The following is a 21,610-nucleotide window of genomic DNA, read 5'->3' as shown; positions in this document are numbered from 1 at the left end:
CGCTGCACGCCGAACGATCACGGGTGGAAGCAGCCCGGTACGTGAGCATCGAGGAAGCACGCCGCTCGGCGATCGCGACGCCGGAAGCACTCGTCGGCGCCCACACGCAGATGCACGCGAATCGGGCGCAGGCGGCGCACCGAGCGCTGATCGCCGAACTCGCCACCGGACTGCGGGTATCTGAGACGCACGCGACCGCGCTCGTCGACGAAGCACGCCTCCTGGTCAACGAGCTACCCACAACTCTGCGGGCGCTAGCGGACGGGCAGCTCTCTCCCGAGCACACGCGAATAATCGTGCGAGCAGTGCTAGACGTGCCACCCGAAGTTCGCAAACGGTTCGACGAGGACGCGGCGACCATGGCCGCCGCCTGCACACCTCCTCAACTGCGCCGACAGCTGCGCTCGCTGCGCGAACAGCTCCACCCGCAAACACTGACGGAGCGGCACCGGGACTGCGCCCGCCGCCGCTCCCTGTGGATAGAAGGACTCGACGACGGCATGGCGATCCTCCACCTCTACGCCGCTGCGCCCGACGTAGTCGGCGCCCTCGACCGGATCGACCGGGCGGCGCGATCACTCGCCGATCTTCCCGAGGAGGAACGGACCCTCGGACAGCTGCGCGCCGACGTCGCAGCCGCACTACTGCTCGACGGCGAGACGACCGACCACAAAGGCACGACGAAGGTATCCGCCGGACTCCGACCAGAGATCGCCGTCACGGTCCCGGCGCTGACACTCCTCGGACGCTCAGACCAGCCAGCAGTACTTGACGGCTACGGGCCGCTCGACCCCGAGACTGCGCGACGACTCGCGGCAGAAGCGCCGTCCTTCACCCGGTTGCTGACTCACCCCGAGAACGGCGCCGTCCTGTCCGTCGGCCGCGACTCCTATCGAGTGCCCTCAGACCTGAAACGCCACCTGCAGCACCGAGACGCAACCTGCCGTTTCCCCGGCTGCACGCGCAGCACTCGGCACGCGGACCTCGACCACACGACCGACTGGCAGCACGGAGGCACCACCTCAGCGGACAACCTCGCGCACCTCTGCCGCCACCACCACCGCCTCCGCCACACAACTAGCTGGACGAGCCGACAAGACGCAGACGGGACGCTGCACTGGATCAGCCCCACGGGACGACGGCACACGACGACTCCGGCGGCGCCAGAGCTCGCGGCGCGCACAGAACGGGACGACAGGCAAGACGCTGACGCCGAGCCGTGACAGGTGACCGGACGGGTTCTGCGGAAGTGGCTGACGTCAAGGGGCGCGTCCGCTTCAACGCGCCCGCGTAGCGTGGAAGGGTCACGCGGGCGGGCACGGAACGAGCAGGAGGAGCGGCGGGATGGCGGCAGGGAAGAACCGGCCTAAGGCGACGGGGGAAACAACGGCGGTCCTCTTCGACATTGACGGGACGCTCGCCGATACGAACTTTCTCCACGTCGAGGCGTGGTCGCGCGCATTCTGGCAGTGCGACCTCGACGTCCCGGCATGGCGGATTCAGCGCGCCATTGGAGCAGACTCATCTGAATTGCTCGATTTGCTTCTTGAGAATGAGGCGTCGGACGGGTTGCGAACGCAAGTGAAGACGCTGCACTCCAAGAACTACGCCGAGACCACCGCTCGCATTACGTCCCTTCCCGGAGCTAACGAATTGGTTGCGACTCTCGTAGGTCACGGAGTTCGTGTCGTGCTGGCGACATCGGCGCCCCAGAACGAACTCGACATCCTGCTCAACGTGCTCGACTTCGGCGGTTCAGTCCACGCAGTGACGAGCGGCGCGGACGTCTCAACGGCGAAGCCTGCCCCTGATCTGATCTCCATCGCCCTGGAGCGCGCGGGTACCTCGGCTGATTACGCGATCATGGTGGGGGATGCGACCTGGGACGTCCTGGCCGCCAAGCGAGCTGGGCTCGCGACCGTGGGAGTACTTTCGGGCGGCACCTCCGAGCACGAACTCCTGGAGGCGGGTGCAGTAGCCGTGTACGAGGACGCCGCCGCCGTCCTCACGAGTCTCCACGAGGGTCCGCTGGCGGGCCTCCTGAGCTGAGCCACGCTGAGCTCAGGAGGCCAACGAGCGTCAGCTTGTCGGCCGCCTCCGCAACACGACGAGCGTTACCCCTATCGCGGCAGCAACTGCGGCGAGAGCCCCGCCGATCCAGATGACATCGCCGAGCAGAGCGGAATCGGCTCCCGATTCGCTCTCGACGCTCGCTGCGGTCTCACCCGGAGCATCCGACACAGCGACGGTCCCATTGCAATCCGGTCTCGAGGTCGAGCCTTTCGCGAGAGCCACGCCCTCGGCCGGCGCCCAGTCGAACGCGTACTGCCCTGATACTGGGTGGCCGTCCGTCGAAACCACTTGCCACGTCACTTCGTAGGCGCCTGCCGGGCCCAGTTCGAGCGGCATGGTCGCCTCCGGACCGACGACGCTCACGCAGCCGTCCCCGTAGTAGAGCCCGTCGGGTCCTACGACACGCAGAGCCGCAGCGGCTCCGTCGTTCCCGAGTACCAGGAGGTCGTCGTTCGTGGTCAGCACGAGCGTCCCGGGCTGCTCCGACACCGTCGAGTCAGCGGCGGGAGACGTCGACACAAGGTAGTTGTGTGCGCTAGCGGGCGTCGCCACCGCGGCTGAGCCGAGCAGGCCGACCGCGGCGGCGGCCATCAGGAGACTGCGACGAGTCACGCGGACGCCCGGGGCGCGCGCCGACGGGATGCGAGCCCGATGGCCACTCCCACTGCTCCGACGACGAGCCCGCCGACGCCGAGCACGCGCGCCAAGACGTCGTCGTCGCCCGCAGCGGGAGTGCCGGCTGAGGCAGCGGTTGTCACCGCTCCGTCGCTGTCGTCGTGTCCGCCGTGGTGGCCCTTTCCCTCTTCCGCCGCGGTCACCGCGACGGTCGGAGCGGGGAGTTCCGGCTCGTCCTGCCCTTCGACGGTCGGCTGGTCCCACGACGTCGAGCCGACTTCACACGTCTGCAGCACAGGGAAGGCGAGAGTCGAGCCCGCCGCGTCCTCCGGGAGCTGGAGCTGTAGTGCGACGGTGTCGCGGTAGCCATCGGCGAGCGGCGTCTTGGCGGTGTAGACGACGTCTGAGACGCGCTTGGTCGCCGTGTTCCCGTGCGCATCAGTCACCGGCGCGGAGATCGCAACCTCGTTTTTCATGACTTCCCAGTTCGGATTGATGGTCGGGCTGACGGAGTTGATGCCCTCCGGGATCGTGATGGTGAGTCCGGTCGTCGGTGATCCCTTGCAGCCGTGTGCCAGAGAGAAAGTCACCACAGTGTAGGAACCGGCTGCTGTACTGCTCGCGGCTGCGGTCACGTGGGCGCTTGCGGGGGACGGGGCGGCGAGTGCCAGGGCGATGGACGCAGCGGCAACGAGGGCACCGCTCCCGGCGAGTCTGCGGCGCGAGGAGGAAGGAGAAGCGGAGGTGGTCATGAGAATGGAGTCCTCAGAGATGTCGGCAGAGCGCCGATGATGAGAACGCAGCGCGGGATTGCGGTGCGTGCGAGAGCGCCGAACGCCGTTCCCGCACGGGAGCGACGTCAGAGGGCGCGGGTGGCGCGTGCGGGTGGCCCGCGGTGCCGGAGGACCGAGAGGACAGTGTCGAGAGTGCGCGGCGTGCGGGGCGCCGGGGCTCCGACGACGGCGACGCTTGGGCTCCTCGGCGTGATCAGCGACGAGTCCCCTGCGACGATCTGCACCACGACCCGCTCGAGCGTCGCGCCGAGCGTCCAGAAAACCTGTTCGCCGTGTCGGAGCATCGCGATCGTGAGTACCGCTGCGGCGAGGTGAGCGACGAGCATGGCTGGTCCATGCGCGGCATGCGCGCCTCCCATCGTCATCAAGCCGACCGGAGAGTCATCGTGGACGTGCGCTCCGCCGCCGGACGTGTCGACGACGCTCACCCCTCCTCCGCTGCCCGCGACCAGAAAGAGAGCGTGGTAGGCCAGCTGGCTGAGCAGTACGGATGCGGTCAGGCGCGGCAACGCCAGTCGACGCCCTGAGAGGAAGACACAGACGACGACGGCGAAAGCCGCAGCCAGGGCGAGGATCGCGGGTGCGGGCACATCGGCGCCGGCGAGGGTGTGCGAGGCGGCGGCAGTGGCCGTCGCGGCAAGTGCAGCGACGCTTCCGCGTGCCACCCGTGCGCCTCGCGTCTGCACTCGCTCATCCTCTCGTCCTGATCACGCATCCGGGCGACTCGGCGTCCTGTGGGCGTCTGGCTCGCCTTCGCGCGCGCGACTCGTCCCAGGGTAATCGACGCAGCCGAGCTGCCCCCGCGCGGCGAGAGCTCCCCGCTCCTCCCCGTTACAAAGCTGTTACCGAGATTGCCGAACGTTTTCCAAACCTTCTCAGGGAGGGCTCCGAACACATACCAACGGCCGCGAAACGGTCCACACAGAACAGGTCCTCCGCGTCACGTGGGGGCCGTCTCATGAAGGAGATATCCCATGCGATCCACCAAGCGCTCCGCTCTCGCCGCATTCGCCCTGCTGGGCACCGCCGCCCTCGGCCTTACTGCTTGTTCTAGCGGCAGTGGCTCGACCACTGCCCCTAGCGATGCAGCGACTGGCATGTCGACGCCGATGGCCACCTCGTCGTCTTCCGCCTCCTCGACCCCCATGTCGACCATGGACCCCGCCGCGAACCTCGTGGGCCCCGGCTGCGCCACCTACGCCCAGCAGGTTCCTGAGGGCTCCGGATCAGTCGCCGGCATGGCCCTCGACCCGGTTGCCACGGCCGCCTCGAACAACCCACTGCTCAAGACCCTGACCGCTGCCGTCTCCGGTGGCCTCAACCCTGACGTCAACCTTGTCGACACTCTGAACAGCGGCGAGTTCACGGTCTTCGCGCCGGTCGACGAAGCATTCGCCAAGCTGGACCCGGCAACCGTCGCGACTCTGAAGACGCCCGAGGGCGCGGCCACGCTGTCCACGATCCTGACCTACCACGTCGTACCCGGCCAGATCGCCCCTGACGCGATCGCTGGCGACCACGCCACAGTCCAGGGCGGCAACCTGACCGTCACCGGTTCCGGCAACGACCTCAAGGTCAACGATGCGTCCGTCATCTGTGGCGGCGTTCAGACCGCCAACGCAACCGTGTACCTCATCGACACCGTTCTGACTCCCCCGGCCAGCTAAAACCGGCTGCTGATCTCGCCACAGGGCGGGCACCGTGAGGTGTCCGCCCTGTGGCGTTTCTCTGCGGGCGACGCCGGGGCCGACGAGAGGCGCGAACCCCAGGAAGGGATTCGCGCCTCTCGTCGTGTGGGAGTCGGCTACTCGGCCGGAGCGCTGATGTCATCCAGGAGTCGGTCGCCCGGTCGCGCCTCGACCATGTCAGCCTCGATCTCGGCCCGGTCGAGCAGCTCCTCCATCCGGCGGCGGCGGTTGCGGGTGATGAGCGTGACGACCGTGCCCTTCTTACCGGCGCGACCGGTGCGGCCGGAGCGGTGCAGGTACGTCTTGTATTCGTCGGGCGCGTCGGCCTGGATCACCAGGTCGATGTCGTCAACATGGATGCCGCGCGCGGCGACATCGGTCGCCACCAGCACGTCGACCCGTCCGCTGGTCAGCAGAGCGAGGTTCCGCGTACGGCGCGACTGGTTGAGGTCGCCGTGCAGGCTCGTCGCGGGGATGTCCGCGTGGTCGAGTTGCTCGGCGAGCTGCTCCGCGAAGGCGCGGGTGCGGGCGAAGATCAGCGTCTTGCCCCGACGCGAAGCCAGCTGCTCGATGATCTCGGCCTTGTCGCGGTGCTCAATCAGGAGCACGCGGTGGTCGATGGTCGAGGACGCCTGGTCTTCGCCAGCGACCTCATGCACGCTCGGGTCGACCAGGAACTCGTCGACGAGCGTCGCGACGCCCTTATCGAGCGTGGCCGAGAACAGCAGGCGCTGGCCACCGTCGGCGGTTTGGCGGAGGATCCGCTGCACCGGCTCGAGGAAACCCAGGTCGCACATGTGGTCGGCTTCATCCAGCACCGTGATGGTGATGTTCGAGAGATCGAGGCGGCCCTGCTCGACGAGGTCCTCGAGGCGGCCCGGCGTGGCGATCACGATGTCGACGCCACGCTGGAGCGCACCCACCTGCTTGTACTGGGGAACGCCGCCGTAAATGGTCGTCGTGAACAGACCCACAGAGCGGGCGATCGGCTGGATCGTCCGGTCGATCTGCATGGCGAGCTCGCGCGTCGGAGCCAGGATGAGCGCACGCGGTGCACGTCCGGGCTTGCGGCCCTTGGCTCCGTTGTTCTCCATCAGGCGCTCGACAACGGGAGCGCCGAAGGCGATCGTCTTGCCGGAGCCGGTCTTGCCGCGGCCGAGGACATCCTTGCCTGCGAGCACCTCGGGGATGGTCGCGGCCTGGATCGGGAAGGGCGCCGCCGCTCCGAGCTCGGCCAGCTGGCGGACGATGTTTCCACCCAGTCCGAGATCGCCGAAGGTGACGCCCTCGACGTCGACCGCGAGGGTGGCCGTCGCCTCCAGGCGCTCGAGCACGACGTCGTCGGCCTGGTGCTGCGCGCGAGCGTTGCGGCTCGGGAAGAAGTCGGAACCGGAGTCGCGACGTGAGGGCCGCGAGTCGCGATCGAAGGAGCGAGCGGGGCGCTCGCCGCGGTCATGGCTGCGGGCGGGACGGGAGTCACGGTCGTACGAGCGAGCAGGCTGCACGGTGCGGTCAGAAGAGCGAGCCGGACGCGCGTCACGGTCGTAGGAACGGGCGGGACGCTCGCCGCGATCGTCCTGTCGAGCAGGACGCGCGTCACGGTCGTAGCCGCGGGCAGGACGCTCACCGCGGTCGTACGTGCGGGCGGGTCGGTCGCTGCGATCGAACGATCGCGCAGGCCGGTCGTTGCGGTCGTAGGAGCGCATCGGCCGATCGGCCGGGCGCTCGCTCCGATCGTACGAGCGTGCAGGCCGGTCGTTGCGGTCACTGGAACGGGCCGCACGCGCGTCTCGGTCGTCTCCGCGAGCAGGCCGCGCATCCCGATCGTACGAACGACCCGGCCGCGCATCCCGGTCATAGCCCCGTGCCGGACGTGCGTTGCCGTCGTACCCACGGGAGGGCCGCTCGTTCCGGTCATATGCGCCGGCCGGGCGCTCGCTGCGTTCACCGGCACGGGCGGCGCGCTCGTCGGCGTTCCAGCGCGCCTTCTTGGGCGCGTTCTCGTCGACGGGGCGGAAGCCGCGGTGGCTTTCGCTACGAGAGCCGGGCTTAGCGGCGGGGACGCGTGAGCGGCCGCCGAGCTGGGACTTGCCGCTTGAGGCGCCGAAGCGGTTGGGCTCGAAGTTCTTCGCCGGACGTCCGCCGGCGGGCTTCTTGTTCTTGGGCATGGCAGTTCTTCCTGGGTTCAGGTCGTGCGCGAGGAAGGCGACATCCGAGAAGCCCCGTGGTGAGGGGTCCGAACGCTGTACTGCTGCGGAGGCAGCAGGGGGGAGAACCCGGGCGAGTCATTGACCGGGGCCGATTCACACATGTGATTCGTCTCACGACGACTGTCGGAGACTCGGCCCACTTGACTAACAAACCCATCCACACGAGAACGTGCGGTGTCAAGAGCCGACCGCGCGAGTCTACATGCGGCGATCGGCCATAGCTAGGGCCGCGGCTCCCGGCCGCGGCAGCGTCAGGCCGAAGCCCGCCGCGCCCGATACGCCGCGACGTTCGCCCTGTTGCCGCAGTTGCCCGTGTCGCAGTACCGCTTGGACCGGTTGCGAGAGAAGTCGACGAGGACTGCCTCGCAGTCGTCCGCCGCACAGATCCGGATCCGCTCGCGTTCGTCCCCACGGATCACGTCGACGAATGCCATCGCCGCCTCCACCAGAATGCGCGTCGCGAGTGGGCTCTCGTCGCGCGTCGCATGCAGGTGCCAGCCGTAGGGGCCGTGTCGCACAAGCTGCGGCAGCGCTCGACCCGTCTCCAGCATCCCGTTGACCACCGGCACCAGATCCTCCTCGGCCCGGGTGAGCCACAGGGCGCGGAGGGGGGAGCGAATCATCCGCACCGCCTCCAGTTCGGCGGGCGACCCGTCGCGGCTCCCGGTGTAGCGGTTGTCGAGCAGGAAATCGTCGAGGTGTTCGAGGGTGGCCATCTCGTCCTCGCGGGACGGGGAGAGCTCGGGCAGAGTGTTGACGAGGATGGCGGTCGAGGTCAGCGACGCCTCGACGTCATAGGCGAACACCATATTGACTCCTGACAGTGCGGCTCGGTAGTGTGCGAACAGCTCGCCGTCACGAGTGTAATCGTTTTGACTCCTGAAGGAGCCGTCATGACCGTCGAGAGCACCGCCACCGTCACGCTACCTTCCACCACGCCCGAGCCCTCGCGTCGACTCGGCTCCGGCGTGCTGCTCGCGCTGGCCGCCGCCGCCGCGTTCGGCCTCGGCGGGCCCTTCGTCAAGCCGCTGCTGGAGGCGGGCTGGACTCCTGCGGCCGCGGTGCTCTGGCGGACGGGCGGGGCCGCCGTCATCCTCGCGATCCCGGCCATCGTCTCCCTCCGCGGACGCTGGCACGTGCTGCGACGCAACCTCGGCACGATCGGGCTCTACGGAGTCTTTGCCGTGATTGCCGTGCAGCTCTGCTTCTACAGCGCGATCGAGCACATGTCTGTGGGCATCGCGCTGCTGATCGAGTATCTCGCGCCGGTCTTCCTGGTCCTCTTTTCCTGGGCGCGTACCCGGAGGCACCCCGGCCGCTTCACGCTCGCCGGCTCTGCGCTCGCACTCGCCGGCCTGGTGCTCGTGCTGGATCTCGCCGGCGAGTCGACGCCCGAGCTCATCGGGATCGCCTGGGCGCTGACCGCGTCGCTCGGCCTCTGCGTCTACTACGTCGTCGCGGGCCGCGTCGATCCGGAGTTGCCGTCGATTGCGTTGACGGCGGGCGCGATGACGGTCGGTGCCGTGATCCTGTCCCTCCTGGGCGCGGTCGGAGTCACTCCGCTCCGCGCGACGTTCGACCAGGTCGTCTTCCTGGGGAACAACGTGCCCTGGCTGCTGCCCGCCGCGGTCATCCTCGGCATGTCGACGGTGCTGGCCTATTTGCTCGGAGTCGCGGGCGGCACTCGGCTGGGCACCCGGATCGCCTCCTTCGTCGGCCTGACCGAGGTGCTGTTCTCGATGTGCGCGGCGTGGCTGCTCCTCGGAGAGCTGCCCGCGCCGATCCAGTTCGCGGGCGGTGTGCTGATCCTCGCCGGCGTGGTCCTGGTGCGGCTGCAGAAGGCGCCCCGCACCCCCTGATCGCGGTGCTTAGTCGAGCGAGCAGCCCGGCTCGTCCGAGAGGGCCAGCTCGATCGGCGCCCGATGATCGTCCGACATCGGCGGCAGCGCGCCCGGAGTGAACCAGCCAACCTCGGTCGACTCGTCGTCGGCCACGTGAGCGTCGCCCGACACCCACCGACAGAGGACCACATGGTCGAGGAACTGGCAGCGGTCGCCGTTCGGGTACTGCATCGTCGGGAGAGTGTGCACCTGCACGAGCCGCTCGACCTCGATCTCGACACCTGCCTCCTCCTGCGCCTCGCGGCGAGCGGTGCCCGCGACCGTCTCCCCCGGATCGATGATCCCCGTCACCGCGGTCCAGGCACCGGTGTCTGCGCGCCGCACGAGCAGGACCTGTCGCGACGGCACCTCACGGACGATCACGGCAGTCACGCCGGTGAGCCAGAGCATCTCGGTCCCGATCAGCTCGCGCAGACGCAGGATGAAGTCGGGCGTCGCCATCAGTGCGGTTCTGGCCGGAAGTCGAACGCCACGATGCCCGCGGTGTCGACGAACGGTCCGACGAACTCCTTGAACGCGTCGTGCGCGGGATCGTAGAGCTCGGGAGCCTCGACGGCAGGTCGCCCGAGGTAGTAGTTCAGGTCGCCCTCTGACGTGAAGGTCAGCAGGAATGCGCGGTCGAAGCCCTCGCCAGCGCCCTCGGTGCTCAGCTGCGGACCGGTCTCGATCGACACGATGTAGGGATGGCCGTCGCGCACACACTCGTGGGCGAGCGCGAGGAAGCGTCGGACGACCTCGTCGGCCTCAGCCACCAGCGCGGTCGGGCGGAAGCGGATCAGGACGATGTGCCGGAGCGTCCCCGGCCGGTGATCCCGGGCGACGAAGCGCTCCGGGCCGACCTCGGCGAGCACCGCGGCGGCGCGCTCCGGTCCGCTGTGCCAGCGCGAGCCGACCGTCTCGACCGAGTCCCTGATGTCCGTCATGCCGACGCCTTCCCGGCGCGGACGGCACGCCGCCGCTCACGATACCCCTCAACCAGGTTGTAGACGACGGGCAGGACGACCAGCGTCAGCACCGTCGAGGACACCAGGCCGCCGATCACGACGATGGCCAGCGGCTGCGAGATGAAGCCGCCGTGGCCGGTGATCCCGAGTGCCATCGGCAGCAGCGCGAAGATCGTCGCGAGGGCGGTCATCAGGATGGGGCGAAGCCGCCGTTCGGTGCCATGCAGCAACGCCTCCCGCACCGGCATCCCCCGGTCGCGGTACTGGTTCACCAGGTCGACAAGCACGATCGCATTCGTCACCACAATGCCGATCAGCATCAGCACGCCGATCAGCGAGGGCACGCCCAGCGGCACACCGGTAACAACCTGCAGAAGGATGGCCCCGGTCGCCGCGAACGGCACCGAGACGAGCAGGAGCAGCGGCTGCAGCAGCGAGCGGAAGGTCGCGACCATCACGACGTAGACAATCAGGATCGCCACCAGCAGGGCGATGCCGAGCTGCGAGAACGCGTCGGCCTGGTCCGCCGTGACTCCACCGAGGGAGGCGTCGACGCCGGCCGGCAGCGACGTCGCGTCGATCGCGTTCTGCACCGCTGCGTTCGCCGAGGCCAGGTCATCGCCCTCCGGAGTGACGGTGATCGTGGCCGTACGCTGGCCGCGCTCGGTGGTGATGCTCGCGGGCCCGTCGGTCTGCTCGACGGTGGCAAGACTCGAGAGCGCCACGGTTCCGGCCAGGGTCGGCACCTCAAGGCCCCGAAGCTCGTCGACGGTCGCGGGCGGCTGCGCGTCGGCGAGGTAAATCGAGAGCGTCCGATCGTCGATCACGACGCTGCCGACCTCGGTCGGCTGGAGAGCCTGGCTTACCAGGGTGCCGAGGGCGACCTCGCTGAGCCCGGCGCGGGCGGCCGCGTCGCGGTCGACGCGCACCGCGATGTAGGGCAGGGAGGAGGAGAGGTTGCTTTCGGCCTGGCTGATCCCGTCGGTCCCGCGCAGCGCGGCGAGGAGCTGGTCGTTCCCGCTCTGCAAGTCACTCTGTGACGCCGTGGTGAGGTCGACCTCGATGTTGGAGGAGGCGCCGAAGCCGGAGGAGGCGGCGACACTGATGTCGTCGGCCGAGGCGACGCCCTCAAGGGCCTCGCGCACGTCGGCCTGAACCGCCTCCTGGTCCGCCGACTCGTCGGTGGTGACGGAGTAGCGGATCGAGGTCGCGCCTCCCCCGCCGCCACCGAACGCGCTCTGCAACCCGCCGGCGGAGCCGATGGTGAGCTGCACCGTCTCGACTCCGCTCACATCGAGAATCGCTGAACTGGCCTGCTGGGCGGTCGCGTCCTGCGCATCGAGGCTCTGGCCGACCGGGACGGTCTGGGTCACGGTGAAGGTGTTCTGGCCGCTGGAGCCGAGAAAGTTGGTCTTCATCAGCGGGTAGAGCGCGCCGGTCCCAACGAGCACGAGAAGCGCGAGCAGGACGGTCACGACCGAGTGCTTCAGCGTCCAGTGGATGATCGGTCCGTACACGGACTGGAGCCCGCGGGCCCGGCGCGGTCCGGCGTGGGCGCCGTGGTGCGGGGCCTCGGCGACCGGGGCGACACTCTCGCCCGCGGCCGAACGCTCCTCGGCGAGCGCCGCCTGCGCAGCCTGGCGAACCGCCGGCCGCTTCGAGGGGCGCAGGAACCAGTAGGCGAGCACAGGCACGATCGTCAGCGCCACAACCAGCGAGGCGAGGAGCGCGATCGACACGGTCAGCGCGAACGGCCGGAACAGCTCGCCCGTGGTGCCGCCGACGAATGAGATCGGCAGGAACACCGCGACCGTCGTGATCGTGGAGGCGGTGATCGCTCCGGCGACCTCGCGCACGGCGGTCACGATGGTGGCGGCCCGCTCCTCTCCCGCGTCGAGGTGCCGCTTGATGTTCTCGATCACGACGATGGAGTCGTCCACGACGCGGCCGATCGCAATGGTCAGCGCGCCGAGGGTGAGGATGTTGAGCGTGTAGCCAGCAGTCTGCAAGCCAATGAACGTGATGAGCACCGAGGTGGGGATCGAGATCGCGGTGACCAGCGTCGAGCGCACCGACAGCAGGAACAGGAGGATCACCAGCACGGCGAAGACGAGGCCCAGGGCGCCCTCTTGCGCGAGGGAGGCGATCGACTCCTGAATGTAGGGCGCCTGGTCGAAGACCGAGGTGAAGGTCGCGTTGTCGCCGATCGAGGCCTCGAGGTCGGGCAGCAGCGCCCTCACGCCGGTGGAGACGTCAACCGTATTGGCGGCGGGAAGCTTGGTGATCGAGAGGGTGAGCGCCAGCTGGCCGTTCACGCGCGAGATCGAGGTGACCGGGGCGTCCGTGACGGCGACGCTCGCGACCGAGCCGAGCGTGGTCAGGGTGGGGACGACGGCGGCGGCACCGGCCGACGCCGATCCTCCGCCCGAGCGCAGCAGCGGCAGCGCCGCGATCGCGTCGGTCGAGTCGAGCTTCACACCCGATTGCACCGAGAAGGTCGAGCCGTCCTGCGTGATCTGCCCGCCGGCGACGAGCACGCCGTTCTGTTGCAGAGCGGTGCGGATGTCGCTCACCGACACTCCGGCCGCCGCGAGAGCCGCGTCATCGGGGGTGATCGTCACGCGCTGGGCGCTCTCGCCGACGAGGGCCACCTCGCGCACTCCGTCGACCTTCTCGAGATCGGGGATGACGCTCGTGCGCAGCCGCTCGGCGAGCGCATCCGCGTCCCCGTCACTCGAGACGGCAAGCTGGAGCACCGGCAGGTCATCGAAGGAGCCGGTAACCACCTGCGGATCCACACCGTCCGGGAGCGCAGTCCTGATTCGGTTGATCGCCTGCAGGATCTTTTGCTCGGCGGTCGCCAGGTCAGTGCCGTAGGTGAACGAGGCCGAGATCAGCGACGAGTTCGTTGACGAGGTCGCGCTCGTGGTCTCGAGTCCCGGCACGCCCTGAATCGCGGTCTCGATCGGCGTCGAGACGTCGTCGTTGACCACCTCCGGAGCGGCTCCCGGATACGAGGTGACGACGGCGAGCTGCGGAAAGGAGATCGACGGAGCGAGCTCCTGCTTGAGCCCGGTCAGGGCGACGCCTCCGAACACGGCGATGACGACGGTGACGAGCGCGATGAGGGCCCGGTTCTTCATGCTGAGGACCGCGAGGAGATGCACCCTAGGAGTCTTCCATCAGCCGACTGAGTGTTGGACGGGGCACCGCGTCTCAGGCCAGGCGCACAGTTGCGGTCGACGGTCCCGCCGGGAGCGTCACGTCGGCGCTCGCTCCGCCGGTCGTCAGCGTGAAGTCGCCGGCGAAGGCCCGGACTGCGATCCGCCCCTGCTCGTCGGTGCGCAGCGCGGTCGGCTCGAGCCACCAGTCACCACGGATCCGCGAACGCAGGGCCGCATAGGCGGGCTTCTGGCTACCGTCGCGACGGAGGAACCCGCCTGGCGCGCCGAGCCAGGCTCCCGCGTCGTCAAACCCCCAGTAGGTGATCGCTTCGACGGCCGGATGAGCGACCAGCGTCTCGTAGTGCCGCACCATCTCGTCCGCCTGCCGCGCCTCACCCTCGGCGGTGCTCGGCCAGTCCTCGACAACGTGGTCGTTGAGGTCCTCGATGTCGGGCGGCATCAGCTCGCCCGAGACGAGAGTTGTCTCGGTCCAGTGCAGCGGCAGGCCGAAGCGCGCGAACCGGTCGCAGATCGCGGCGATCTGCTCTTCCCCGCGGAACCCCTGGTGCATGTGGGACTGCAGGCCAATGGCGTCCGGGCGGATGCCGGCCTCCAGCACGTCCTCGATCAGCCGCTCGTACTCAGGCCCGAGATCGAAGTCGTTGAGCACGAGCAGCGGCGCGGTGCCGAGGCTGCGCGCCTCCGACAGGGCGAGCTCGATCATCCCCACGCGCCCCTTCTCCTGGGCGAGGCGCGTCACAGCGTTGGTCACGCCGTCCGGCTCGTTCGCGAAGCGCGGCATGATCACGACCTCGTTGATCGCGTCCCAGGTGTCGATCAACCCGGCGAAATCACCGACCTCGCGGCGGATGCGGGCGCGGAGAAGCCGCTCCGCCTCCTCCAGAGGCAACGCGTCGAGCCACTCGGGTTTCACGAAGTGCCAGACCAGCGGGTGGCCCTTGAGTCGGACGCCCTCGGCGGCGAGGGCGCGCGCCTCGGCGAGCACCGCTTCCTTCTCGGTGTGCCCACGCTCGGGCTCGAAGCGGCCCCAGTAGACGGGGACGGTCGCCGTGTCGAAGAGGTCGAGCCAGAGCGTGCGCTCCTCGGCCCGAGCGGGGTCGATGCTGGGCGGCGTGCAGCCGAAGGCGAAGGCGTGGCGGCGCTGGGCTATTGTCACCTCGACGTCGGCACGCGGGCTGCCGTCGAGCGCGAGGACGGTGACGTCGGCGTCGGTCAGGCGGGAGTCGAAGCGGGAGTCGGGAGTCATGGCGGCGGCCTTCCGGAGGGGGCGGTACGCGCCGCCCGATCGCGGCGCCGCGGGAGAAAACCCTCTCACGCCTTGGCGCGGGGGGCACACCTCGTGAGCGAGGCGGCCAGAGCTGCGGGGGCGCGAGTCGCGGTGCGGCGATGGCGCGCACTCGACGCGGGGCGGCCGTCTGGCAATGATGGTTTGTCGCCATTCGAGAGGAGTGATCGCCGTGAGCGATACTGCCATCCCCCGCCACCGCCGGCTCATCATCGCCGTCGCCGCCCTCCTGATCGCAGCCTCGGTGGGCGCAGGCTTCGCTCTCTCCCAGTCCGCCAACGCCACGGGAGCGCCCGACGACGGGGGCGGGCTCAGCGACACGGGGGCGCTGATCGTTCGACGGATCGCCCTGGCCGATCCGGTGGCCCGCTCGAAGTGGCTCAGCGGCACGCCCGTTGACGATCCGCACCGCGAGGAAGTCGTGATCGACGACGCCGTTCGCCGTGCCGAGGAGCAGGGCGCCGACACTGCGCTCGTCCACCGCGTCTTCCGCGCGCAGATCGAGGCGAGTAAGACGGTGCAGCGCGGCCTGCTCGACGAGTGGAAGCAGCATCCCGACGCCGCACCCACGTCGGCCCCTGACCTCGGTGCCGTCCGATCCGAACTCGATGACATTGGCGGCTCCCTCGTGGCCGCCCTCCAACACGCCGAGAGCGTCGCCGCGAGCCCCGATTGCCCGAGCACCGTCGCCGCCGAGCGCGAGCGCGATGAGGCGGGCCTCGACGCTCTGCATCGATCCGCAGTCGAGACCGCCTGGCAGACATTCTGCGCCAAGTGAGCCCGGCCCCGACGACCCGCGAGAATCAGACCACGTCGGCAAGGTACCCAGGGTCGGCCGCCGGGTGCCGAGCGACCTGCGCCCAGGCCGATGCCAGCGCCTCCACAGCCCGGTTGGTCGCCTCCGGCGTGTAGCCGATCGGGATGCGGAGGAAGCGCTCGAAGGCGCCATCGATCCCGAAACGGGGACCCGCGGTGATCAGCAAACCCGCTGTCCGCGCGGCGAGGGCCACTTGCGAGCTCGCCGGCCGCCCTAGCCCGACCCACGTCGACAAGCCGCCCGAGACCCGCGGCACACTCCACTCCGGGATCGCACGCGCCAGCGCCGCCTCGAGGTGGTCACGGCCAGCCCGCAACTGGAGACGGCGCAGCTCGAGCACCTCGTCCATCCGCCGGAGCATGTCGGCGACGAGCAGCTGCTCCAGGATCGGGGTGCCGAGATCGGTCGCCGAGCGGGCCAGCGCGAGCTTGCGGATCACCGCCCGCTCGGCGCGGATCCAGCCGATCCGGATGCCTCCCCACAGCGTCTTACCGACCGAGCCGATCGAGAGCACCGTCCCTTCCGGCCCATACGCGGCGAAAGGCAGCGGAGTCATCCGCCGGTCGATGTCGAGCTCGGCCGTCGTCTCGTCGGCGATGATCAGCGTGCCCTGCCGGGCCGCCGTCGCGATCGCACGCTCGCGCAACTCCGGCGCCATCGAGCGGCCGGTCGGATTGTGGAAGTCGGGCATCAGGTAGGCGAGGCTCGGGCTGGTCCCCCGCAGCGCGGCGATCAGGCCCTCGTCGTCCCAGCCGTCGGCGCCGTCGACGTTGACCGGCACGAGCCGGGCGCCTGCTAGGCGCAGCGCCTCATAGGCGTGCGGGTAGGTCGGCGCCTCGATCAGCGCACGGTCGCCGCGCGCGAGGAGGGTCCGCGCGACGAGGGCGATCGCGTGCTGGGCGCCGATCGTCACCATGATCTGCCCCGGTTCGGTGCGCAGTCCCCGACCCGTGTAGCGCTCGGCGATCGCTCGCCGCAGTTCGGGCAGGCCGACCGTGTCGTAGGAGCCCGAGTCGAAGTGCTCGGGAGCAAGGTGGGCCGCACGGGCGTACGCCTCAGCCAGCTCGGGCACGGCGGGCAGCGCCGCCCTGGTGAAGTCGAGGAAGTCCGGCGCGAGCGTGGGCACGGCGTGCACGGCCGCTCCGGGGAGACGGGTCACGCTCCCGGAGCCGCGGACGCTCACGAGGTAGCCGCTGTCGCGCAGCTCGCGGTACGCGGCGGCGACGGTCGTGCGGCTGAGCCCGAGGCGGGCCGAGAGCTCGCGCTCGGCGGGAAGGCGGCTACCCGCGGGGATGCGGCCGTCGATGCCCAGGAGTCGGATCCGGTCGGCTAACGCGAGGTAGGCGGGGCGGGTGCCGCGCTGCTCACGCCAGTCGCCGAGGAGGGTGTGCAGGGCGCGAGCGCCGAAGTGGACATCAGCCATGCGTCCAAGGTAGCTGGATTGGACCGCGCGAAGAAGGCCACTGGCACGGTGGGATGTCTCTCATGACGATCACCGCTCCTGGTGCTGCTGCCGCCCCTCCGGCGAGCCAGTGGCGCCTCCGACCCGTGCCGAGGCTACTGATCGGACTGGTCCTCTATGGATTCGCGGACGCGATGATGATCCGAGCGGCCATCGGAGTGGACCCCTGGACGGTCTTCGCGCAGGGGCTCGCTCACCAGACCGGACTCGGGATCGGCCTGCTCACCAACGCGATCGGCCTGCTCGTGCTGCTGCTGTGGATCCCGCTCCGGCAGCGTCCCGGGCTCGGCACGGTGCTGAACGTGCTGGTCGTGGGGACGATGATCGACGTCGGCCTGCACGTGCTCGCGACACCTGAGGAGTGGTGGGCGCGCGGCCTCCTGTTCGCCGGCGGGCTGCTGCTGCTCGCGGTGGCGAGCGGCATTTACATCGGCGCGCACCTCGGTCCTGGCCCGCGCGACGGGCTGATGCTGGGCCTGCACACTCGCACCGGCCTCCCGATCTGGGTCGGCCGATCCGGCGTCGAGCTGACCGTGCTCATCCTGGGCTGGCTGCTCGGCGGCGACGTGGGCCTCGGCACCCTCCTCTTCGCAGTGCTGATCGGCCCCCTCTGCTCGATCACGCTCCCCCTGCTCGGAGTCCGTCGCTCCTGAGCCCTGAGCCCCGAGCCCTGTCTCATAAACGAGGTCCGACTCGTCGCGAATGGCTGCCCTTCTTCTGGCAATGCAGCCATTCGCGACGACTCGATGGAATCCCCAGCTAGCGCGCTTTACCGGCGGCTGGGGAGGTCCACACGCTCGTCCGGGGTGACCGGCTCGGTGATCGCGGTCCCCGCGGTCGGCGCCTCGTGTTCGTCCGCGCCGAGGGTGCTCTCATCGAACGGCAGACGCCCAGCGAGCACCTCCCGCAGCTGCACGACGTCAACCTGCTTCGTCCATGTGCCGACCAGCAGCGTCGCGACCGCGTTGCCGGTGAAGTTCGTGACGGCGCGCGCCTCGGACATGAACCGGTCGATGCCGACGATCACGCCGACGCCGTTGACCAGATCGGGGCGGAACGACTGCAAACCGCCGGCCAGGGTGGCTAGGCCCGCACCGGTGACGCCCGCCGCCCCCTTCGAGGCGATCATCATGAACACCAGCAGGCCAATCTGCTCCGGGACCGACATGGGCGCACCGGTCGCGGAGGCGATGAACAGCGAGGCCATCGTGAGGTAGATCGCGGTGCCGTCGAGGTTGAAGGAGTAGCCGGTCGGCACCGTAATGCCGACGACGGGCTGGGACACACCCAGGTGCTCCATCTTCGCGATCAGGCGGGGCAGCGCCGCCTCCGAAGACGACGTGCCAATGATCAGCAGGTATTCGCGCGCCAGGTACTTCATCAGCGAGAAGATGCTCACGCCGGTCACCAGACGCAGCAGCAGGCCCAGGATCACCACCACGAAGATCGCGCAGGTCAGGTAGAAACCGACCATCAGAGTGGCGAGTGCGACGACCGCGCCCCAACCGGTCTTGCCGACGACCGCCGCGATCGCGCCGAACGCACCGATCGGAGCGACCCAGAGCACCATCGAGAGGATGCGGAAGATCAGCACCTGAAGCTGCTTGATCGCGCCGAGGATCGGCTGGCCCTTGGCCCCCATCTTTTGCAGAGCGAAGCCGACCAGCAGGGCGACGAAGAGCGTCTGCAGGATGCTGCCGTCCACCAATGACGAGAACAGCGAGACGGGGATGATGCCGAGGATGAAGTCGGAGGTGCTCTCGGCCTTGAGATCGGTCGTGTCGTAGGTGGCGCTGGAGATGTCCAGCCCCTCGCCCGGGTGCAGGATGTTGCCGACGACGAGGCCGATCGCCAGGGCAAAGGTCGACATCACGATGAAGTAGCCGAGGGCCAGGCCGCCGACCTTACCGACCGTGGCCGCCTTCGCGATCGAGCCGATGCCGATCACGATGGTGCAGAAGATGATCGGCGCGATCATCATCTTGATCAGTCCGACGAAGGCCTTGCCGACCGGCTCCAGAGTCGCCGCGAACCCGGGGGCGATGAGGCCGACGATCACTCCTGCGACCACGGCGATAATCACGGCGATGTAGAGCCAGTGGTTGCGGTCAATCCGCCTGCGGGTCTTGGGAGGCGTAACCGCGGGGATCATCCGGTCGGCCGGTCTACCGGGTGTCGTGGGCATAAGCGTGTCCTTCTCTTCGTCGAGGTGAGGGGGTAGAACGATGGTGACCCCGCCGCCGTCGCTCGACGCCGTTGCGTACATACTGTTCACGGCCAGGCGCCCGCCAGCGCTCGTCCCCGAGGGAGTGCCGATGCGAAGGACCCCGACCGCTCGCGGCCCGCGCGGCAGCATCGCCGCCCGCCTGTTCGTCGTGCAGCTGCTCTGCATCCTGCTGCTCGGCGCCACGGCTGTTGCTGCCCTCACGATCGATGCTCGCGGTCGGGCGAGTGAGGAGGCGGCCCAGCGCAGCCTCGTCGTCACGCGGACCGTCGCGGACAACCCGTTCGTGCTCGAGGCCGCGACCGGAGCGGACCCGTCGGCATCCCTCCAGCCCTACGCCGAGGAGGTCATGGCCGACACTGGCGTCGACTTCCTCACGATCATGGCCCCCGACCGCACCCGCTACACACACCGCGACCGTGACCAGATCGGCCTGCCGTTCCGCGGCACCATCGCGCCCGCGCTGAACGGCCGGACGTTCACCGAGACCTACACGGGCACTCTCGGCCCCTCGGTGCGCGCGGTCGCTCCGATCCAGAGCGCCGACGGCTCGGTCGTCGCGCTGGTGTCGGCCGGAGTCACGCTCTCGGCGGTCGACGCCTCGTTCGCCGCCCGCGTGCGGGCCGTGGCCTGGGGTGCCGCGGCGGCCGTGGCCCTCGGCGCGCTCGGTTCGTGGCTCCTCGCCCGGTACCTCCGCCGGGTCACGGGTGGGCGCGGGCCGGAGCAGATGGGCCAAGTGTTCGCGTACTACGAGTCGGTTCTGCACTCGGTCCGCGAGGGCCTGCTGCTCGTTGATGAGCGGGGCAGGCTGGTGCTGGCCAATGACCACGCGCTCGAACTGCTCGGGCTCGAGGGCCTGCAAACGCCCGTGCCCGTCGCCGAACTCGACATTCCGCCCGCTCTGCGTGAGCTGCTGCAGGCTGACGGGCCGGTCGCCGATCGCCTGGTCGTGGCGCGCGAGCGGATCCTCGTGGTGAACGAGCGGCCCGCCGCCTCCCCCGGCGCCCGCCCGCTGGGCACGGTGACGACGCTGCGCGACCGCACCGAGCTGCAACGGGTGAGCGGCGAGCTGGAGTCGATGCGTACCCTGTCGGACGCCCTGCGCTCGCAAACCCACGAGTTCTCGAACCGCCTGCACACGATCGCGTCACTGATCGAGCTCGGCCGCCCAGACGAGGCTCTCACCTTCGCGGCAGGCGAGCTCAACCTCAGCCAACGGCTCGCCGACCGCGTGCTCGGCTCGGTGCAGGAGCCGGTGATCGCCGCGCTCCTGCTGGGCAAGGCCGCGCAGGCCAGGGAGCGCGGCGTGCAGTTGCATTTCGAGACGCACCTCGAGCCGGGCACGCAGGGACTCGAGCCGGGCGACGTGGTGACCGTCCTCGGCAACCTCATCGACAACGCTCTCGACGCGGCCGCCTCCTCCGCCCCCGAAAGGGAGCCGTGGGTTGAGGTCTATCTCGGGCTGGCCGACGGTGAGCTGGTGGTCCAGGTCTCCGACAGTGGCCCCGGAGTGGAGGAGGCGGCAGACGTGTTCGCCCGCGGCTATTCAACGAAGGAGTCGGACGCATTCGGTCGGGGCATCGGCCTGGCGCTCGTGCAGCAGGTGGCGGAACGACTCGGGGGCACGGTCGACATCTCGCGCCACGTCGGGGCGGTGTTCACCGTGCAGCTGCCGCTTCCGGCGCCGGTGGCGTCGTGATCCGCGTCCTCGTCGTCGAGGACGAGCCGTTGACCGCGAGCGCGCACGCCGACTACGTGCGTCGCGTCGAGGGCTTCGAGGTCGCCGCGGTCGCCGGCAGCGGAGCGGAGGCATTCCGGGCTCTGCGTGCAGACCCGGGCATCGCGCTCATCCTGCTCGACATGAACCTGCCGGACATGGACGGGCTCGACCTTTGCCGGGCCGTGCGCGCGGCCGGTCTCGAGATCGACGTGATCGCAATCACCGCGGTGCGCGATGCCGCCGTTGTGCGCGCTTCCGTCGCCGCCGGGATCGTGCAGTACCTCATCAAGCCATTCGTCTTCAGCGTCTTCGCCGACAAGCTCGCCAGCTATCGGGCGTTCCGCGAGCGGATGCACGGAGCCGTCGTCGCTAGCCAGCACGAAGTGGACGGCGCGTTTGCCGCTCTGCGCACCTCGAACGCCCCCGGCCTGGCGAAGGGGCTCTCGGCCGAGACTCTCGACGCCGTGACCGCCCTGCTCGGCCCGGTCGGAGTCTCGGCCGCCGAACTCGCGACTCGCCTGGACATCTCACGCGTGACGGCGCGGCGCTACCTCGAGCATCTCGCTGACTCCGGAGTCGCCGACCGGGCGCCCCGCTACGGCTCCCCCGGTCGCCCCGAGCTGGAGTACCGCCGCCGCTGAGCGCCAAACGACCGTCGGACTTTCGTGGAGCGCACGGTCTGCGCGGCGCTA

Annotated in this window: 19 protein-coding genes; 8 read left to right on the top strand and 11 right to left on the bottom strand. The window is 69.5% G+C overall.

Features of this window, described 5'->3' with window-relative positions:
* The first annotated feature begins 41 nt into the window (after nt 1–41).
* Together HRF29_RS12605 and HRF29_RS12600 are read left to right on the top strand one after the other, a co-directional pair.
* Entirely contained in the window at nt 42–1,223 is a 1,182-nt protein-coding gene (locus tag HRF29_RS12605) for a DUF222 domain-containing protein (protein ID WP_173249178.1), read from the top strand.
* Nucleotides 1,224–1,344: 121 nt separating this feature from the next.
* Nucleotides 1,345–2,049 carry an HAD family hydrolase gene (locus HRF29_RS12600; RefSeq protein ID WP_173249177.1) on the top strand — a complete coding sequence of 235 codons (705 nt, stop codon included), beginning with the start codon at nt 1,345–1,347 and terminating at the stop codon, nt 2,047–2,049.
* Between the two features lie 30 nt (nt 2,050–2,079).
* Here the strand turns inward: HRF29_RS12600 and HRF29_RS12595 are convergent, their stop codons facing one another.
* The 3 genes from HRF29_RS12595 to HRF29_RS12585 form a co-directional block, all read right to left on the bottom strand.
* A complete protein-coding gene (locus HRF29_RS12595) occupies nt 2,080–2,685 on the bottom strand; it encodes a copper resistance protein CopC (RefSeq protein ID WP_173249176.1) in 606 nt (201 codons plus the stop codon).
* On the bottom strand, nt 2,682–3,440 hold the full coding sequence (locus tag HRF29_RS12590) for a YcnI family copper-binding membrane protein (protein WP_173249175.1): 759 nt from the start codon (nt 3,438–3,440) through the stop codon (nt 2,682–2,684). Before HRF29_RS12590 ends, HRF29_RS12595 begins: the two co-directional genes overlap by 4 nt.
* Before the next feature lie 107 nt (nt 3,441–3,547).
* On the bottom strand, nt 3,548–4,147 hold the full coding sequence (locus HRF29_RS12585) for a hypothetical protein (protein ID WP_173249174.1): 600 nt from the start codon (nt 4,145–4,147) through the stop codon (nt 3,548–3,550).
* A gap of 309 nt (nt 4,148–4,456) precedes the next feature.
* Between HRF29_RS12585 and HRF29_RS12580 the strand changes: the two genes are divergently transcribed.
* On the top strand, nt 4,457–5,149 hold the full coding sequence (locus HRF29_RS12580) for a fasciclin domain-containing protein (RefSeq protein ID WP_173249173.1): 693 nt from the start codon (nt 4,457–4,459) through the stop codon (nt 5,147–5,149).
* A 137-nt stretch (nt 5,150–5,286) separates the two neighbouring features.
* On the opposite strand, the gene HRF29_RS12575 is transcribed toward HRF29_RS12580, so the two are convergent.
* A complete protein-coding gene (locus HRF29_RS12575; RefSeq protein ID WP_173249172.1) occupies nt 5,287–7,338 on the bottom strand; it encodes a DEAD/DEAH box helicase in 2,052 nt (683 codons plus the stop codon).
* A 293-nt stretch (nt 7,339–7,631) separates the two neighbouring features.
* Complete coding sequence (locus tag HRF29_RS12570) at nt 7,632–8,189, bottom strand: CGNR zinc finger domain-containing protein (RefSeq protein ID WP_173249171.1); 558 nt, start codon at nt 8,187–8,189, stop codon at nt 7,632–7,634.
* Nucleotides 8,190–8,273: 84 nt separating this feature from the next.
* Between HRF29_RS12570 and HRF29_RS12565 the strand changes: the two genes are divergently transcribed.
* Nucleotides 8,274–9,239: an EamA family transporter gene (locus tag HRF29_RS12565; RefSeq protein WP_173249170.1), complete on the top strand. Its 966-nt coding sequence runs from the start codon at nt 8,274–8,276 to the stop codon at nt 9,237–9,239.
* Nucleotides 9,240–9,248: 9 nt separating this feature from the next.
* Here the strand turns inward: HRF29_RS12565 and HRF29_RS12560 are convergent, their stop codons facing one another.
* From HRF29_RS12560 to HRF29_RS12545, 4 genes are read right to left on the bottom strand one after another with little or no spacing between them, the layout of a single operon-like run.
* Nucleotides 9,249–9,722 carry an NUDIX hydrolase gene (locus HRF29_RS12560; protein WP_173249169.1) on the bottom strand — a complete coding sequence of 158 codons (474 nt, stop codon included), beginning with the start codon at nt 9,720–9,722 and terminating at the stop codon, nt 9,249–9,251.
* Nucleotides 9,722–10,204 carry a Dabb family protein gene (locus HRF29_RS12555; RefSeq protein ID WP_173249168.1) on the bottom strand — a complete coding sequence of 161 codons (483 nt, stop codon included), beginning with the start codon at nt 10,202–10,204 and terminating at the stop codon, nt 9,722–9,724. The genes HRF29_RS12560 and HRF29_RS12555 overlap by 1 nt, the downstream gene beginning before the upstream one ends.
* Nucleotides 10,201–13,392, bottom strand: coding sequence for an efflux RND transporter permease subunit (locus HRF29_RS12550; protein WP_173249167.1), 3,192 nt, complete (start codon nt 13,390–13,392; stop codon nt 10,201–10,203). The genes HRF29_RS12555 and HRF29_RS12550 overlap by 4 nt, the downstream gene beginning before the upstream one ends.
* A gap of 49 nt (nt 13,393–13,441) precedes the next feature.
* A complete protein-coding gene (locus tag HRF29_RS12545; RefSeq protein ID WP_173249166.1) occupies nt 13,442–14,656 on the bottom strand; it encodes an endo-1,4-beta-xylanase in 1,215 nt (404 codons plus the stop codon).
* 211 nt (nt 14,657–14,867) lie between these two features.
* Between HRF29_RS12545 and aroQ the strand changes: the two genes are divergently transcribed.
* Complete coding sequence (gene aroQ / locus HRF29_RS12540; RefSeq protein ID WP_173249165.1) at nt 14,868–15,473, top strand: gamma subclass chorismate mutase AroQ; 606 nt, start codon at nt 14,868–14,870, stop codon at nt 15,471–15,473.
* A 25-nt stretch (nt 15,474–15,498) separates the two neighbouring features.
* Here aroQ and yczR read toward each other — a convergent pair whose 3' ends face one another.
* Entirely contained in the window at nt 15,499–16,935 is a 1,437-nt protein-coding gene (gene yczR / locus HRF29_RS12535) for a MocR-like transcription factor YczR (RefSeq protein WP_173249164.1), read from the bottom strand.
* A gap of 62 nt (nt 16,936–16,997) precedes the next feature.
* Here yczR and yczE point away from each other — a divergent pair, with 62 nt between their 5' ends.
* Nucleotides 16,998–17,627, top strand: a complete 630-nt coding sequence (yczE, locus tag HRF29_RS12530) for a membrane protein YczE (RefSeq protein WP_425503133.1) — start codon at nt 16,998–17,000, stop codon at nt 17,625–17,627.
* A 116-nt stretch (nt 17,628–17,743) separates the two neighbouring features.
* Here the strand turns inward: yczE and HRF29_RS12525 are convergent, their stop codons facing one another.
* On the bottom strand, nt 17,744–19,126 hold the full coding sequence (locus HRF29_RS12525; RefSeq protein ID WP_173249216.1) for a cation:dicarboxylate symporter family transporter: 1,383 nt from the start codon (nt 19,124–19,126) through the stop codon (nt 17,744–17,746).
* A gap of 163 nt (nt 19,127–19,289) precedes the next feature.
* Between HRF29_RS12525 and HRF29_RS12520 the strand changes: the two genes are divergently transcribed.
* Nucleotides 19,290–20,897 (top strand): sensor histidine kinase, encoded by a 1,608-nt coding sequence (locus HRF29_RS12520; RefSeq protein WP_173249163.1) that lies wholly within the window; start codon nt 19,290–19,292, stop codon nt 20,895–20,897.
* Entirely contained in the window at nt 20,894–21,559 is a 666-nt protein-coding gene (locus HRF29_RS12515) for a response regulator (protein ID WP_173249162.1), read from the top strand. Before HRF29_RS12520 ends, HRF29_RS12515 begins: the two co-directional genes overlap by 4 nt.
* Nucleotides 21,560–21,610: the final 51 nt, after the last annotated feature.

It is taken from the genome of Rathayibacter agropyri (assembly GCF_013249015.1).
Taxonomy (GTDB): domain Bacteria; phylum Actinomycetota; class Actinomycetes; order Actinomycetales; family Microbacteriaceae; genus Rathayibacter; species Rathayibacter agropyri.
Note: the sequence above shows the minus strand (reverse complement) of the source record. Positions and strands in the feature narration are given on the sequence as shown.

Excerpts from the sequence above, each read along its gene's own strand:
- HRF29_RS12600 (WP_173249177.1), top strand. The coding sequence starts at position 1,345 with ATGGCGGCAGGGAAGAACCGGCCTAAGGCGACGGGGGAAACAACGGCG.
- HRF29_RS12590 (WP_173249175.1), bottom strand. The coding sequence starts at position 3,440 with ATGACCACCTCCGCTTCTCCTTCCTCCTCGCGCCGCAGACTCGCCGGG.
- HRF29_RS12580 (WP_173249173.1), top strand. The coding sequence starts at position 4,457 with ATGCGATCCACCAAGCGCTCCGCTCTCGCCGCATTCGCCCTGCTGGGC.
- HRF29_RS12575 (WP_173249172.1), bottom strand. The coding sequence starts at position 7,338 with ATGCCCAAGAACAAGAAGCCCGCCGGCGGACGTCCGGCGAAGAACTTC.
- HRF29_RS12570 (WP_173249171.1), bottom strand. The coding sequence starts at position 8,189 with ATGGTGTTCGCCTATGACGTCGAGGCGTCGCTGACCTCGACCGCCATC.
- HRF29_RS12565 (WP_173249170.1), top strand. The coding sequence starts at position 8,274 with ATGACCGTCGAGAGCACCGCCACCGTCACGCTACCTTCCACCACGCCC.
- HRF29_RS12560 (WP_173249169.1), bottom strand. The coding sequence starts at position 9,722 with ATGGCGACGCCCGACTTCATCCTGCGTCTGCGCGAGCTGATCGGGACC.
- HRF29_RS12555 (WP_173249168.1), bottom strand. The coding sequence starts at position 10,204 with ATGACGGACATCAGGGACTCGGTCGAGACGGTCGGCTCGCGCTGGCAC.
- HRF29_RS12545 (WP_173249166.1), bottom strand. The coding sequence starts at position 14,656 with ATGACTCCCGACTCCCGCTTCGACTCCCGCCTGACCGACGCCGACGTC.
- yczR (WP_173249164.1), bottom strand. The coding sequence starts at position 16,935 with ATGGCTGATGTCCACTTCGGCGCTCGCGCCCTGCACACCCTCCTCGGC.
- yczE (WP_425503133.1), top strand. The coding sequence starts at position 16,998 with ATGACGATCACCGCTCCTGGTGCTGCTGCCGCCCCTCCGGCGAGCCAG.
- HRF29_RS12525 (WP_173249216.1), bottom strand. The coding sequence starts at position 19,126 with ATGATCCCCGCGGTTACGCCTCCCAAGACCCGCAGGCGGATTGACCGC.
- HRF29_RS12520 (WP_173249163.1), top strand. The coding sequence starts at position 19,290 with ATGCGAAGGACCCCGACCGCTCGCGGCCCGCGCGGCAGCATCGCCGCC.